This window comes from Burkholderia sp. GbtcB21 (assembly GCF_019091065.1).
Lineage (GTDB): Bacteria > Pseudomonadota > Gammaproteobacteria > Burkholderiales > Burkholderiaceae > Burkholderia > Burkholderia pyrrocinia_C.
The window spans coordinates 849,298-863,739 of the sequence record NZ_JAGXKA010000001.1 but is presented as its reverse complement, the minus strand read 5'-3'; the positions used below and the strand labels follow the sequence as shown (position 1 = coordinate 863,739).

Below are 14,442 nucleotides of genomic sequence, written 5' to 3'. Positions count from 1 at the left end.
TCCCGTGCAAAAGACAACCGACGGATGGCTCAGCGGCCTGCTGGGCGTGATCATCTTCAGTGGCTCGCTGCCTGCGACGCGTGTCGCGGTGCAGGGGCTCGACCCGCTGTTCCTCACGTTCGCGCGCGCGACGATCGCCGGCGCGCTCGGCCTGCTGCTGCTCGTCGTGCTGAAGCAGAAGCGGCCGTCGCGGGCCGAGGCCGTGTCGCTGGCGATCGTCGCACTCGGGGTCGTGGTCGGTTTCCCGTTGCTGACGGCGCTTGCGCTGAAGCACGTGACGTCGGCGCACGCGATCGTGTTCGTCGGGCTGCTGCCGCTCGCGACCGCGCTGTTCGGCGTGTGGCGCGGCGGCGAACGGCCGCGGCTGCCGTTCTGGATCTTCTCGATCGTCGGCAGCGGCGCGGTGGCCGCGTTTGCGCTGCGCAACGGCGGCCAGGCGTCGGTGGTCGGCGATGCGCTGATGCTGGCCGCGATCGTCGCGTGCGGGCTCGGCTACGCGGAAGGCGCGCGCCTGTCGCGCGATCTCGGCGGCTGGCAGGTGATCTCGTGGGCGCTCGTGCTGTCGCTGCCGCTGATGCTGCCGCTCACGTGGCTTACGTGGCCCGCGTCGTTCGACGGTGTCGATGCCGCCGCGTTGTGGGGGCTCGCGTATGTGTCGCTGTTCAGCATGCTGATCGGCTTCGTGTTCTGGTATCGCGGGCTCGCGCTCGGCGGGATCGCGGGCGTCGGCCAGTTGCAGCTGCTGCAGCCGTTCTTCGGTTTCCTGCTGGCCGCCGGGCTGCTGCACGAGACGGTGCCGCCGGCGATGGTCGTCGTGACGGTCGTCGTGGTCGGCTGCGTGGCCGGCGCGAAGTACTTCTCGAAAATAGCGCCGGTGCAGCGCGCGGGGTGACGCGCATGTCGTTCCATGCCGTCGCTCGACGGCACGGAGCGGCATGCTTACGCGACTTGCGCCACGCCGTACTGCGAAGACAGATACCGCCGGATATCGGCCGGCGAATCGATGAAGCGCCGGCCGTTGTGCTCGCGAATCGCGAGTGCGCCGTCCTTCGGCGCTTGCCCGTCGCCGAGCACGAGCACGGGGGCCGACTGGTTGTCTGCGCCGATCAGCGCGACGATAGGCTGGCGCGGCCGCGGCGCGTCGATGTATTCGACATCGACGGCGTCGCGAAGCTGCGGGTAGAAGCTCAGCAACCCTTCGACGGAAACGGAATCGCCGCAGTAGAACGGACCTTCGGAGTCCTTGAAAAAACCGGGGCGAAGAATGAACAGCGTGTCTTTCATGATTGTCTCGCTATGAGAGAGGGACGAACGTTGAAGAAAACGTGATGCGGGGCGGCGTGTACTACGTCGCCGGACTTCAGGCTTCCGCGAGCGCGACGGCGCGCATTCTCGCGAAACCGGCGGCGAGGTCGGCGATCATGTCGTCGGGATGCTCGAGCCCCGCGTGAATCCGCAGCAGCGGGCCGGCCGCCGCCCATTGCGTGGCGGTGCGATGGCGCGACGGATTGGACGGGACGATCAGGCTTTCGAAGCCGCCCCAGCTATACCCCATGCCGAAGCACGTCATTCCGTCGAGCAGCGCGCGCACCGCATCGTCGGGCTGCGGATGCAGCACGATGCCGAACAGCCCGCACGCGCCGGTGAAGTCGCGCTGCCACAGCGCATGGCCGGGGTCGCCGGGCCGCGCCGGATACAGGATTTGCGCGACCTCCGGCTGTTTCGCGAGCCATTCGGTCAGCACGTGCGCGTTGCGCTGGTGCCGCTCGAGACGGACCGACAGCGTGCGCAAGCCGCGCAGCGCGAGATACGCGTCGTCGCCGCTGACGGTCATCCCGAGTTGCCGGTAGAAGCGCGTCACTTTCGGCGCGAGCGCCTCGGTCGTCAGGATCGCACCCATCAGCACGTCGGAGTGTCCGGCAATGTATTTCGTGGCGGCATGAATCGACACGTCGACGCCATGCGAAAACGACCGGAAATTCAGCGGCGTGCCCCAGGTGTTGTCGAGCAGCACGACCGCGCCGTGCCGGTGCGCGACGCGGCTGATGGCCGGGATGTCCTGCACTTCGAAGGTCAGCGAACCCGGCGATTCGGCAAATACCGCGCGCGTGTTCGGCCGCATCAGCGATGCGATGCCGGCGCCGATCGCCGGATCGTAGTACGTCGTCTCGATGCCGAGGCGCGCGAGCGTCTCGTCGCAGAACGAGCGGGTCGGGTCGTACACGGAATCGGCCATCAGCAGATGGTCGCCGGGGTTCAGCACAGCGAGCAGCGCGGTCGTGATCGCGCTGAGGCCGCTCGGCGTGAGCAGCGCGGCGTGCGCGCCTTCGAGGCGCGCGAGCGCTTTCTCGAGCGCGCGCGTGGTCGGGCTGCCGTGACGCCCATACGCGAGCGGCGTGCCGCGCACCGCGTCGAGCGCGTCGGTGTCGTGAAAGAGCAGCGTCGACTGGCGGTACACGGGCGGGTTCACGGGCGAACCGGGCTGGCCGTGCGAGCGGCCTTCGTGGGCGAGTACGGTGTCGGTCGAATGCAGGTGGTTCAAGATGTCGTCCTTTGAGGGGCAATCAATCAGTCAATCGAAGCGGTGCGAGGCAGTCGCCGCGCGGTCAATGCAGGATCTTGTCGAGGAAGTCGCGTGCGCGTTCGGAGCGCGGCGCGGCGAAGAACCTGTCGCTGGCCGCATCCTCGACCACCGCGCCCTGATCCATGAAGATCACGCGATGCGCGACCTTCCGCGCGAAGCCCATTTCATGTGTGACGCATACCATCGTCATGCCGTCGCGCGCGAGCTCGACCATCACGTCGAGCACTTCGTTGATCATCTCGGGGTCGAGCGCCGAGGTCGGTTCGTCGAACAGCATCGCGACCGGGTTCATCGACAATGCGCGCGCGATCGCGACGCGCTGCTGCTGCCCGCCTGACAACTGCCCCGGATACTTGTGCGCATGCGCCTTAAGGCCGACGCGATCGAGCAGCTTCATGCCGTTCTCGACGGCCTCGTCCTTGCGGCGGCCGAGCACCTTGATCTGCGCGAGCGTCAGGTTCTCGGTGATCGACAGGTGCGGAAACAGCTCGAAGTGCTGGAACACCATGCCGACGCGGGTGCGCAATTGCGCGAGTTTCGCGCCGGGATCGCCGAGCCGCGTGCCGTCGACGGTGATGCTGCCTTTCTGGAACGGCTCGAGACCGTTGATCGTCTTGATCAGTGTCGACTTGCCGGAGCCCGACGGCCCGCACACGACGACCACTTCGCCTTTCGAGACCGCCGCGCTGCATGCCGAGAGGACCTGATGCTTGCCATACCATTTCGATACGTTGTCGAGCGTAATCATGTTCTGTCCGTCGTTGAGGTTCGGGATGAAGGTCCGGCACGCGCTCAATGCGTGGACGGCAGCGCGAGGCGCGTCTCGACACGGCCCTGAAGCCGCGTGAGCAGCGTGCTCAGCACCCAGTAGATCGCGGCGGCGGCGAGATAGAGCGGCAGCGGCTGGAACGTCGCGGCGATCACTTCCTGCGTCGAGCGCAGCAATTCGGTAACGGTGATCACCGAGACCAGCGACGTGTCCTTGATCAGGCTGATCAGCGTGTTGCCGAGGCTCGGAACCGCGAGGCGCAGCGCTTGCGGGCAGACGATGTAGCGCAGCGTCTGCACGTGCGTGAGGCCGAGGCTGTGCGCGGCCGCCCATTGCCCGCGGCCGATGCCGAGGATCGCGCCGCGCATGCTCTCCGACAGATAGGCGCCCGCGTTGAGCGTCAGCGTGAAGATGCCGGCCGTCGTCGGATCGAGCGTGATGCCGAGATCGGGCAGCCCGTAGTAGACGACGAACATCTGCACGAGCAGCGGCGTGCCGCGCATCAGGCTGACGTAGCCCTGCGCGAGCCCGGCAGCGAGCCGGTTGCTGCCGATGCGCATGATCGCGATCACGAGCCCGACGACGAGGCCGAGCGCCATCGACGCCACCGCGAACTTCAGCGTGAGCACGGCGCCCTTGACCATCACGGGCAGCGTATGAACGACCAGATCGAGTGCTTCCATCACGTGTCTCCTGATTGTGTGCCGGACGGCCCGCGCGTTCGTGCGCGCGGGCTCGGGGCGGGCTGCGTTATTGCGTCACCGGCTTGGTCGTGTCCGTGCCGAACCACTGCATCGAGATCTTCTTCAGCGTGCCGTCCTGTTGCAGCGACGCGACCGCATCGTCGATCGCCTTCGCGAATTTCGGATTGCCCTTGCGGAACGGGATGCCCATCCGGTCCTCGCCGCCCGCGAGCACGGAGCCGGGGCGCAGCGGCAGGTGCGAGTTCTTGATCAGGTAGCTGAGCATCAGGCGATCGTTGACCGCCGCGTCGATTCGACCGGCCGCGAGGTCGCGCAGGTTTTCCGGCGTGCCCGGATACACCTGCAGGTCGATCGCGGGCACGGTCTTGACGAGATCGACGTAGTTGCTGCCCATCGTCACGCCGACCTTCTTGCCCTTCAGTTCGTCGAGCGACTTGAACGCGCGCGTGTCGTTCTGCCGTTGCAGCAGTTGCGCGGACGAATACACGTACGGTGCGCTGAAGTCGAGCGCCTGCTGGCGCGACGGCGTGATCGCGACCTGGTTGACGATCACGTCGAACTTGCCGGCCTGCAGGCCGGCGAGAATCCCGCTCCATTCGGTCGTGACGAATTGCGGCTTCACGCCGAGGCGTGCGGCGACGGCCTTCGCGACGTCGACGTCGAAGCCTTCGAGCTGGCCGTCGGCATTGCGGTAGTCGAACGGCGGGTAGGTGCCTTCCAGCGCGATCTTCAGGACTCCGGCCTGCTTGACGGTGTCGAGCAGGTCCGCCGCGTGCGACGCAGCGGTCGCGATGCAGAGGAGGGCGGCGGCGATGCCTTGCTTGAGCGTCGGGGTGAAGTGCTTCATGGTTGTCTCCGTGGTTGTTGTCGAAAATTCAGGGTGTGCGAAGCCGCGGCGACGGGCGGTGTCGCCGTGGGCGGGAAATCGGTGGAGCGCGTGGCGGCGTGTGTCGTTAGCCGCCGTGCGTGATGCCGTGCGTTACGGCATGCGTTCGCGCGCGCTGGTGGATCGGCGCGAATGCGGATGAAGGCGCGAGAAGCGCGAGCGGTCGCAGCGTGACGCGTGAGCGGGCCGCGCGGCACACATGTCGAACGTGTTCCGGTGTGCGGCGAAGAGTTCAAGCATGCGGATCATGATTGCCCGTGCAGCGTTGCGAGAGTGGTAGGCCGGTGCATCGTCGATGCGTATCCGGCGACAAGAATGCTGTGCGACTGAGGGCAATCTTAGGTTTGTCAAAAAGGAAAGTGTTTCCAAAGATGCCCGCACTTTCTACGCGCCGTGGAATGTTTTTCTCCGCATGCGAAAGGTGGCGCAAGCGATCTGCTGCGGTTGCGCGTGATACGAGGCATCAGGTGCTACGGTGCGGTCGTGCGGTTGCTCCGGGCCGCGACCGGGCGAACCTGCAGCACGCCGAAAAGCAAAACGGCCAGGCTTGCCGGTAGCGGCAAGCCTGGCCGTTGGCCTTCGTCACGCCGAAAGCGCGTTACTCGAACGTCTCGAGCGCGAGCAGTTCGCCGATCGTCTGCCGGCGGCGGATCAGCCGCGGCGCGCCGCGATCGACGAGCACTTCCGGCGCGAGCGGCCGGCTGTTGTAGTTCGAGGACATCGACGCGCCGTACGCGCCTGCGTCGTGCAGGAACAGCAGGTCGCCGATCTGCGGCTGCGCCAGCTTGCGGTGCGTGACCACGCCGCCCGCGTCCTGCGTGAACACGTCGCCCGATTCGCACAGCGGCCCCGCGATCGCGAGGTCGACGAGCGGCCGGCCGGCCGGCAGCGCGCCGTCGTGCGTGTGCACGGATACCGCGTGGTAGCTGCCGTACATCGACGGGCGCATCAGGTCGTTGAAGCCCGCGTCGATCAGCACGAAATCGTGCTTCGGCCGGCGGTTGACGGCCTGCACTTCGGTGACGAGCGTGCCGGCTTCGGCGACGAGGAAGCGGCCCGGTTCGATCTCGATGCGCACCGCGTGGCCGAGATGCCGTTCGATCCGCTTGCGCGCGGCGTCCCACTGGCTGAAGTAGTGACCGACGTCGACACGCGGCTCGCCGTCGCGATACGGAATCGACAGGCCGCCGCCGGCCGAGATCGCGTCGATGTCATGGCCGAGCGACGTGACGAGATCGACCATCGCATCGCACACCTGCGACAGGTGGCCGTAGTCGACGCCCGAGCCGATGTGCATGTGGATGCCGACGAGCTTGAGCCCGTACTGGCGTACGATCTCGATCGCGCGCGGCACGTCGTCGATCCAGATGCCGTGCTTGCTTTGCGGGCCGCCGGTGTTGGTCTTGTTGCTGTGGCCGTGGCCGAAACCGGGGTTGACGCGCAGCCACACGCGGTGGCCCGGCGCGTGCTCGCCGATGCGCGCGAGCATGTCGAGCGAACCCGCGTTCACGGTCACGCCGTGCTTCAGTACGGCCGCGAGCGTCGGGCGGTCGATCAGGTCGGCCGTGAACACGACGCCTTCCGGCTCTCCGGCCGGACTGAACCCGGCCGCAAGGCTGCGCTCGATCTCGCCGAGCGACACGGCATCGACGCACGCGCCTTCCTCGCGCATCAGCTTCAGGATATGGACGTTCGAATTCGCCTTCTGCGCGTAGCGGATCACGTCGAACTGGCGCAGTTGGGCGATGCGGTCGCGGATGACGTCGGCGTCGTACACCCACAGCGGGGTGCCGTATTGCTGCGCGAGCGTCGCGAGCTGGCGGGAATCGAGGGACATGGCGGATGAATCGTGTCGAATGAACGGATAGCGTGGATGATGCGCCTGTTCGGCTATACAGTAAAATGCCTGTTTATCGATATTCGATTCATTCCTGATATAGAACCATGCTCACGCACCGTCATATCGAGGTCTTTCGCGCGCTGATGGTCACCGGCAGCACGACGCGCGCGGCCGAGATGCTCTATACGTCGCAACCGACGATCAGCCGCGAGCTCGCGCGGATGGAGCAGGTCGTCGGCTTCGCGCTGTTCGAGCGCGCGCACGGCCGGCTGCGGCCGACGATGGCCGCGCTCACGCTGTTCGACGACGTGCGGCTTGCGTATGTGGGGCTCGAGCGCGTCGCGGCGACGGCCGCGCGCCTGCGCGAGTTTCGCGACGGCCAGCTTTCGGTGATCGCGCTGCCGGCGTTCTCGCACGCGATCCTGCCCGGCGCATGCCGGCGCTTTCACGCGGATCATGCGGGCGTCAGCGTGTCGGTCGCGACGCAGGAGTCGCCGGTGCTCGAGGAGTGGCTGACCGCGCAGCGGTACGACCTCGGGCTGACCGAGCACGACGTCGCGCCGGCCGGCACGCTGCTTACGCCGCTGCTCGAAGTCGACGAAGTGTGCGTGCTGCCCGACGGCCATCCGCTGCTCGCGCAGGACGCGATCGATCTGCTGGATCTCGCCGATCGCCCGTTCGTGAGCCTGTCGCTGAACGATCCTTATCGCATCCTGATCGACGAGGCGTTTGCGCAGTTGGGCGTCGCGCCGCGCTCGGTGGTCGACACACCGTCGGCCGTGTCGGTGTGCGCGTTCGTGCGGCAGGGGCTCGGCGCCGCGATCGTCAATCCGCTGACTGCGCTCGATTTCGTCGGGCGCGACCTGCACGTGCGGCCGCTCACGCGGTCGTTTCCGTATCGGGTCAGCATGATCGTGCCCGAGCATCGGCCGAAGAACCTGCTCGTCGATGCGTTTGCCGACGCGCTGCGCGGCGAGGCGAAGGCGATCCGTCGCCGGCTTGCCGCGCTTCTCGGCTAGCGGCGCCGTATGATGGCCGTTTCGCCGCCATCGTCCTCACTTTCCGGAACCTTGTCATGACCGACGCTTCGCTTTCCATCGAACCACCGACCCTCACCGGCGAGCGCGTCGAACTGCGGCCGCTCGAAGCATCCGACCGGCAGGCGCTGCTCGATGCCGCCGCGGACGGCCGGTTGTGGAACCTGAAGGTCACGGTCGTGCCGGGCGCGGAGACGATCGACGCGTATATCGACACGGCATTGCAGGGGCGCGCGGCCGGCACCGTGATGCCGTTTGCGATCGTCGATCGCGCATCGGGCCGCGTGATCGGCAGCACGCGCTTCTGGAAGATCGATCGCAAGAATCGCAAGCTCGAGATCGGCCATACGTGGCTGAGCGAATCGGCGCAGCGCACGCGCGCGAATACCGAAGCGAAGTGGCTGTTGCTGACCTACGCGTTCGACACGCTGCACTGCGTGCGCGTGCAGTTCACGACCGACGAGCTGAACGAGAAATCGCGCGCGGCGATTCTGCGGCTCGGCGCGAAGCAGGAGGGGATCGTGCGTCACGAACGAATCATGCCGGACGGCCGCAAGCGCAATTCGGTGCGCTTCAGCATCATCGACGAAGAATGGCCGGACGTGCGCGCGCGGTTGATGGCGAAGCTCGCGACGTAACGCATAACGCGTGACGTGCAGCGCGCGCGTTCGCGGATCGTCTGGTCAGACGTGCATCGCGCAGCCGGCAGGGGAGGCGGCTGCGCGATGACAGGGGAAGCGGTGCGCCGCGCACGACGCGCGGCGCTGCATCGTTACTGCGCCGATGCGAGGTGGTGACGCTCCGCGAGTTTCTGCGCGTCCGCGTAGTGCTTCTGCAGAATCGGCAGCGACTGGCGTGCGACTTCCTTCAGCTTCGTGTCGCGGCCCGACGCGATTTCGGCCTGGAAGGCCGAGATCGTCTTCTGCTGGCCGGCGAGCGCGACCTGCTCGATATACGCCTTGTCGAACTCGGCGCCGCGCAGGGTCTTGATGCTGTTCAGCACGGTCGTGTCGGGGTCGTTGGCCGGCACGTCGACGCCGCGCGGGCTTGCCGCGCGCATCGCCTGGATGATCTTTTCATCGTCGGCCGACACGCGTTGCGCGAAAGCCTTGACCTGGCTGTCCGACGTGCGCGCATCGGCGATGCGTGCCGCGTCGTGCTGCGTCGACACGGTTTTCGTGCCATCCGTGATGAAGGCCTGGTCGGCTTCGTGGATGCGCGTCGCGGCAGCGGCCGGCGCGGCGGGCGCTGCGGGTGCCGGTTGCGCGGTTTGCGCGGTCGCCGTCACGGCGACGAGAAGCAGGCCAGCGGCAGACAAGGCAAGGCGCGAGATGTGGGGAAAGCGGTTCATGGGACCTCCTTTCGATCGGGGCTCTGGTTAAAAATACGGATGACGTGATCCGTAGCTGTGCGAGAGACCGGGCGCGCCCGGGCCGGATTCGACCGCCGCTCTGCCGCGGCGCCGGTCGAAGTGTTTCCCGGCCCGACTGATTCTAGGAGAGCGGTCGGGTAGCAGGTGCAACCGCGCTGTGGTTTGTGTAACGGTTGGTAAGACCCATCGATTGGCAGGTGCGCGTACCGGTATTGCGTACCTGGTGCACGCGTGGCGGCGGCAATTTTTGCGCGTGTGCGGCGTGCGGGATGCACGTGCGTGTCATCTGCATTTCATCGTCGTGCTGCTGTTGCCTTGTCGTGTGCGTCGAGCGACGTGACGACTTGCGCGTGCGATGCGCTTGAACGTGTCACACGCGATCGAGCAGTGCATCGAGGCGCGGCAGCAACGGCGTCGCGCAATGCGCCTGCAATGCGTCGGGTGCGGTGTAGCCCCACGCGACACCCTGGAATGCGATGTGCGCGCGTCGTGCGGCGTCGGCATCGCGGATTTCGTCGCCGACATACAGCACTTCGTCGGCGCGCACGCCGGCCTCGCGAACGAGCGCGCGCAGACGCCGCGCCTTGCCGAACAGCGGAATGCCGCACGCGAAGGTGTCGACGCGGCTGCTGGCACGCGGGCCGAGCCGGTCACGCACGATTTCCTCGGTATTCGACGTGGCGATCGCGATGCGGATGCCGCGCGCGGCGAGCGCGTCGAACGTGTCGTCGACGCCGGGAAACAGCATCACTTGCGCGACGCGCGGCTTCATCAGGCGGCGCATGTCGATCGTCACGCGCGGCACTTTCCACATCGGCACGTCGAGCGCACGGATGATGTCGCGCGCCGACATGCCGCGCAGCGCCGGGCGCAGCTCGGGCGTGGCGTCGCGAAAGCCGTGCAGGCGCGACGCTTCCGACAGCGCCGCGAGAAAGCTGTCGAGCGAATCGGCGAGCGTGCCGTCGAAGTCGAATGCGATGAGGCGATAGGACATGACGCGATGTGACGGGTTTATTGAGCAGGCGACATTGTCACCGAATCGAGGCCCGTCGCCTGCACGGTCGCGCATCGGGCGTCGCCTTCCAGTCGGTCGTCGGGAGCATGCGCGGTTGTAGAAGGCCGGCACGGGCTACATCATCCACCGAAATGCGTGTGCGGGTAAGCGGGCGAGTGCCGCGAGCGTTGCCGGCCGGCGCGCGCGCCGCACGAAAACCCGGCCGCTTCCGCTGAAGCGTTGCAAGGCCTGCCGGGCGCTGCCGGCGCCGTGAGGCGGAGAGGGTAGTGCTCCGGAGGGGAGCTACTCGTAGTGATAGCGACAGGACACGATGCTGATCTGAAGGTCGTCAGCCTCGTAGACCAGGCGGTTCGTGTCGTCGATACGGCGCGACCAGAAGCCGGAGAGATTGGCCTTCAAAGGCTCGGGTTTGCCGATGCCTTCGAACGGCGTTCGCTGGGCTTCGCGAATGAGCTGGTTGATGCGCTTGAGCGTCTTGCGATCCTGGCCCTGCCAATAGACATAGTCGTCCCACGCGTCGGAAGTAAAGAGCACGCGGCGTATGCTCATTCATCATCCTCGGCGAGCTTGCGTTCTTTCGCCTTGCCCTTGCGCAGTTGCGCGATCGAACGTTCGAGATGGGCGACGTTGGCCGGCGAGCGCAGCAAGTGAACCGTCTCCATCAGGCTGTCGTAGTAATCCTGCGACATGATGACGGCGTTCGGTGCATCGCGGCGCGTGATGAGCGTCACGTCCGCATCGTCGACAACCTGGTCGATGACGGTCTTCAGGTTGCCGCGGGCATCCGAAAAATGAATCGTGCGCATGATTTGCCTCACTTGTACATATAACCGTACAAGTATAGCGCGATTGATAAATATGTACGGGTTGCTGTACAAGTTTCCCGGTGAGTGTATGTGGTTGCGCGCCACAGTCCGGCAAGAGGATTCTCACCTGTCGTGCCGCAGCGGTGTGGTGGTGCCGCTTGTAGCCCGCCGCACAGCGCGGTATCGTCGATGCTCCGCCTCCCGCCCCCCACCGGAGAACAGACGTGCCCGCAGCCACCCCCGCCACGCTGAGATTTTCCACCGACAAGCGCGAACTCGACATCGACGCGATCTTCGACTTCCTGCATCGCGACGCGTACTGGTCGCAGGGCATTCCGCGCGACGTGGTCGAGCGTGCGATCGAGGGTTCGCTGTGTTTCGGTGCGTATGTCGGCGACCGGCTTGTCGGGTTCGCGCGGCTCGTCACCGATCACGCGACGTTCGCGTATCTGTGCGACGTGTTCGTGCTGCCGGCCGAACGCGGCAACGGCTACGGCCGCGCGCTGATCGATCACGTATTCGCGCAGGAGATGGTGCAGCGCCTGCGTCGCATCATGCTCGTGACGACCGACGCGCACGAACTGTACCGGCCGGTCGGCTTCGGGCCGTCCGCGAATCCCGAGCGGCTGATGGAGATCCGCCGTCCCGACATCTATACGAAACGCTGACGCGCGGCGCAGCGCATACAATACGCGCTTTCCGTTTTTGCCGAAGAGAAGCCCATCATGACCGAACAGGAAGCCGAACAACTCGCGACGCATCGCCACTACAAGGGTGGTTTGTACCGTTATATCGGCGTCGCCCGCCATTCCGAAACCGAGGAATCGGTGGTCGTGTACGAGCATCTGTGGCCGCATGCGCGCGGCCTGTGGGTGCGGCCGGAAGCGATGTTCAACGGCAATCTCGAAGACGGCACGCCGCGTTTTCGCAAGCTGCGCGACTGAGCGGGCAACACCGGCGCCGGCACCTAGCCTGCGCCGCCCGGGTTGTCGTGCGACGCCTGTTGCCGCAGCGCCATCGTGAAGAAGCGCCGGATTTCATCCATCAGTTCCGCGCGGGCCGACGCGAAATCGAACGCGCGCCGGTTTTCGTGCGCGTAGCGCCGGCGCCAGTCGTCGGCCGCATGCCGCGCCTCGCGTGCGCGCAGATCGTCGAGTTCGGGCGTGCGCAGCGCGTGATCGGCGATCAGCGTCACGCCGTCGCGGCCGACCTCCAGCACGCCGCCCGCGACGAGCAGGCGACGATGCTCGCCGGTCGGCGCGTCGACGAGCGTCACGACGCCGGGCCGGATCCGCGTGAGCAGCGGCGCGTGGTGCGGATAGATCCCCAGTTCCCCGCTTTCGCCCGGGACGACGACGAAATGTGCGTCGCCGGCATACAGCACCGCTTCCACGCTCAGGATGTCGAGCCTCATCGACGTCGTCATGCGCGCCCCCTTCAGACCGCCGCCGCGCCGGCGACGATTTCGCACAGCTCGGTGGTGATCTGCGCCTGCCGCGTCTTCTGGTACAGGTGCCGCAGTTCGCGCAGCACGCGGTCGGCGTTGTCCGTCGCGGTCTGCATGCTGAACATCCGCGCGCATTGTTCGCACGCATAGTTTTCGACGACCGCCTGATAGAGCGTTGCCTCGACGTAGCGCAGCAGCAAGGTATCCACGACCGGTTTGGGCGCGGGCTCGTAAAGATAGTCGGATGCCGCCGCGCCGTCGGCCGGCGCGCCGGTGTCGATCTTCGCGATCGGCAGCATCGCATCGATACGCGGCTCGTACGCGAGCGGGCTCGTCAGCCGGTTGTAGGCGACGTGCACTTCGTCGAGCTCGCCGTTGACGAACGCGGTCAGCGGCACGAGCAGCGCGCCGAGCAACTGGTCGAAGTGCGGCTCGGCGGCCAGGCCGCTCGCGCGCGCCGTGATGGTCGCGCCGTGGCGCATCAGCGGCGCGATGCCGCGCGCACCGATCACGCTCAGTTCGCACGCGACGCCGGCCCGGTCCCAGCGTTCGAGCGCATCCACGCATGCGACGAGCAACCGCGCATTGAGCGGGCCGCACAGCCCGCGATCGGTGCTGACGACGATCAGGCCGACGCGGCGTACGGGATCGCGTCGCGCCATCAGCGCCGACACGTGGTCGGGCCGGTCGCGCAGCACGCGTTCGGCCATCGCCCCGATGCGCGCCGCATACGGGCGGAACTCGCGGGCGCGTCGCTGCGCGTTCGCCATCTTGGTGCGCGCCATCATTTCCATCGCCTTGGTGATCGTGCGCGTGGACGACGTACTGGCGATCTTCGAGCGGATTTCGCGTATGTGCATGTCAGGGGGGGCGCCGCGGCCATCCGGATGTCATCGTGTGGTTTCATGCTATCGGGACTTCACCTGAAACGATTGACGAGGGTCAAACGATTTCGCCCGGTCTCGCACCAGAATTCTTTTACGTAATCCTCGCGAAGGGGTATTCGATGACCGATTTCCGCCAGCACCAGAAGTACGACGCGCTGATTGCGCGTTGCCGCTCGCTACGCCCGGTGACGGTCGCGGTCGCGCATCCTTGCGACGAGGTATCGCTGCGCGCGGCCGTCGCCGCCGCTCGGGCCGGTATCGTCGTGCCCATCCTGGTCGGACCGACGGCGCGCATCACGACGCTTGCCGCGACGCTCGGCGTCGACCTGTCCGGCTACCGGCTCGTCGATGCGCCGCACAGCCACGCGTCGGCCGCGCGCGCCGTCGAGCTGGTGCGCTCGGGCGACGCGCAGGCGCTGATGAAGGGCAGCCTGCACACCGACGAGTTGCTGGAGGAGGTGGTGCGCGCCGATACGGGGCTGCGCACCGGGCGGCGCCTGAGCCACGTGTTCATCATGGACGTGCCGACTTACCACAAGCCGTTGTTCATCACCGACGCGGCGGTCAACATCCGTCCGACGCTCGAGCAGAAGGCCGACATCGTGCAAAACGCGATCGATCTCGCGCACGCGCTCGGCATCGGTCAGCCGAAGGTCGCGATCCTGTCGGCGATCGAGACGGTCAGCTCGAAGCTGCCGTCGACGCTCGACGCGGCCGCGCTGTGCAAGATGGCCGAGCGCGGCCAGATCACCGGCGCGCTGCTCGACGGGCCGCTCGCGCTCGACAATGCGATCAGCCCCGAAGCCGCGCGGCTCAAGCATCTCGGTTCGGCGGTCGCGGGCGACGCGGACATCCTTCTCGCGCCCGACCTCGAGGCGGGCAACATGCTCGCGAAGGAGCTGACGTTCCTGGCGAACGCCGATGCAGCCGGCATCGTGCTCGGCGCGCGCGTGCCGGTGATCCTGACGAGTCGCGCGGACAGCGAACGCACGCGCCTGGCGAGCTGCGCGGTCGCGGCGCTCGTCGCGGAGGCGGCGCGCACCACGGCGGCGCTCGCGGCCGCGCCGGCCGTTGCGGCCGACGCACACTGACGGG

The 14,442-nt window shown here is 66.9% G+C and carries 18 protein-coding genes; 6 read left to right on the top strand and 12 right to left on the bottom strand.

The genetic code is table 11. The features are described from left to right. Window positions 1-4 precede the first annotated feature (4 nt). Window positions 5-892 carry a DMT family transporter gene (locus KVT39_RS03855; RefSeq protein WP_217587859.1) on the top strand — a complete coding sequence of 296 codons (888 nt, stop codon included), beginning with the start codon at window positions 5-7 and terminating at the stop codon, window positions 890-892. A gap of 47 nt (window positions 893-939) precedes the next feature. Here KVT39_RS03855 and KVT39_RS03850 read toward each other — a convergent pair whose 3' ends face one another. From KVT39_RS03850 to lysA, 6 genes are all read right to left on the bottom strand, one after another. Further along, a complete protein-coding gene (locus tag KVT39_RS03850) occupies window positions 940-1,284 on the bottom strand; it encodes a DUF3088 domain-containing protein (protein WP_217587857.1) in 345 nt (114 codons plus the stop codon). A 76-nt stretch (window positions 1,285-1,360) separates the two neighbouring features. Continuing rightward, window positions 1,361-2,542, bottom strand: coding sequence for a cystathionine beta-lyase (gene metC / locus KVT39_RS03845; protein WP_217587855.1), 1,182 nt, complete (start codon window positions 2,540-2,542; stop codon window positions 1,361-1,363). Window positions 2,543-2,606: 64 nt separating this feature from the next. Then, window positions 2,607-3,332 (bottom strand): amino acid ABC transporter ATP-binding protein, encoded by a 726-nt coding sequence (locus KVT39_RS03840; protein ID WP_217587853.1) that lies wholly within the window; start codon window positions 3,330-3,332, stop codon window positions 2,607-2,609. Window positions 3,333-3,376: 44 nt separating this feature from the next. Further along, window positions 3,377-4,036: an amino acid ABC transporter permease gene (locus KVT39_RS03835; protein WP_131948438.1), complete on the bottom strand. Its 660-nt coding sequence runs from the start codon at window positions 4,034-4,036 to the stop codon at window positions 3,377-3,379. Window positions 4,037-4,103: 67 nt separating this feature from the next. After that, window positions 4,104-4,904: a transporter substrate-binding domain-containing protein gene (locus tag KVT39_RS03830; protein ID WP_175747349.1), complete on the bottom strand. Its 801-nt coding sequence runs from the start codon at window positions 4,902-4,904 to the stop codon at window positions 4,104-4,106. Between the two features lie 637 nt (window positions 4,905-5,541). Then, window positions 5,542-6,780 (bottom strand): diaminopimelate decarboxylase, encoded by a 1,239-nt coding sequence (lysA, locus tag KVT39_RS03825; RefSeq protein WP_034180535.1) that lies wholly within the window; start codon window positions 6,778-6,780, stop codon window positions 5,542-5,544. A 107-nt stretch (window positions 6,781-6,887) separates the two neighbouring features. On the opposite strand from lysA, the gene KVT39_RS03820 reads away from it, so the two are divergent. Next, complete coding sequence (locus KVT39_RS03820; RefSeq protein ID WP_034180534.1) at window positions 6,888-7,802, top strand: LysR family transcriptional regulator; 915 nt, start codon at window positions 6,888-6,890, stop codon at window positions 7,800-7,802. Window positions 7,803-7,858: 56 nt separating this feature from the next. Continuing rightward, the gene (locus KVT39_RS03815; protein ID WP_217587847.1) at window positions 7,859-8,458 is read left to right on the top strand and encodes a GNAT family N-acetyltransferase; all 600 of its coding nucleotides are present in this window, start codon (window positions 7,859-7,861) and stop codon (window positions 8,456-8,458) included. A gap of 134 nt (window positions 8,459-8,592) precedes the next feature. On the opposite strand, the gene KVT39_RS03810 is transcribed toward KVT39_RS03815, so the two are convergent. The 4 genes from KVT39_RS03810 to KVT39_RS03795 all read right to left on the bottom strand — a co-directional run bounded on the left by KVT39_RS03810 (window position 8,593) and on the right by KVT39_RS03795 (window position 11,013). After that, entirely contained in the window at window positions 8,593-9,171 is a 579-nt protein-coding gene (locus tag KVT39_RS03810; RefSeq protein ID WP_131948434.1) for a DUF4142 domain-containing protein, read from the bottom strand. A gap of 391 nt (window positions 9,172-9,562) precedes the next feature. Further along, a complete protein-coding gene (locus KVT39_RS03805) occupies window positions 9,563-10,186 on the bottom strand; it encodes an HAD hydrolase-like protein (RefSeq protein ID WP_105391137.1) in 624 nt (207 codons plus the stop codon). Between the two features lie 303 nt (window positions 10,187-10,489). Next, on the bottom strand, window positions 10,490-10,756 hold the full coding sequence (locus KVT39_RS03800) for a Txe/YoeB family addiction module toxin (protein ID WP_131948433.1): 267 nt from the start codon (window positions 10,754-10,756) through the stop codon (window positions 10,490-10,492). Further along, a complete protein-coding gene (locus KVT39_RS03795; protein ID WP_069748763.1) occupies window positions 10,753-11,013 on the bottom strand; it encodes a type II toxin-antitoxin system Phd/YefM family antitoxin in 261 nt (86 codons plus the stop codon). The genes KVT39_RS03800 and KVT39_RS03795 overlap by 4 nt, the downstream gene beginning before the upstream one ends. 224 nt (window positions 11,014-11,237) lie before the next feature. Between KVT39_RS03795 and KVT39_RS03790 the strand changes: the two genes are divergently transcribed. Continuing rightward, a complete protein-coding gene (locus tag KVT39_RS03790) occupies window positions 11,238-11,681 on the top strand; it encodes a GNAT family N-acetyltransferase (RefSeq protein ID WP_034180528.1) in 444 nt (147 codons plus the stop codon). A gap of 57 nt (window positions 11,682-11,738) precedes the next feature. Then, window positions 11,739-11,957, top strand: coding sequence for a DUF1653 domain-containing protein (locus KVT39_RS03785; protein WP_006480837.1), 219 nt, complete (start codon window positions 11,739-11,741; stop codon window positions 11,955-11,957). Between the two features lie 23 nt (window positions 11,958-11,980). On the opposite strand, the gene atpC is transcribed toward KVT39_RS03785, so the two are convergent. Together atpC and atpG are read right to left on the bottom strand one after the other, a co-directional pair. Further along, a complete protein-coding gene (gene atpC, locus KVT39_RS03780; RefSeq protein ID WP_034180527.1) occupies window positions 11,981-12,439 on the bottom strand; it encodes an ATP synthase F1 subunit epsilon in 459 nt (152 codons plus the stop codon). An 11-nt stretch (window positions 12,440-12,450) separates the two neighbouring features. After that, window positions 12,451-13,320, bottom strand: coding sequence for an ATP synthase F1 subunit gamma (gene atpG / locus KVT39_RS03775; RefSeq protein WP_034180526.1), 870 nt, complete (start codon window positions 13,318-13,320; stop codon window positions 12,451-12,453). A gap of 146 nt (window positions 13,321-13,466) precedes the next feature. Here atpG and KVT39_RS03770 point away from each other — a divergent pair, with 146 nt between their 5' ends. Next, on the top strand, window positions 13,467-14,438 hold the full coding sequence (locus tag KVT39_RS03770) for a phosphate acetyltransferase (RefSeq protein ID WP_217587845.1): 972 nt from the start codon (window positions 13,467-13,469) through the stop codon (window positions 14,436-14,438). Window positions 14,439-14,442 lie beyond the last annotated feature (4 nt).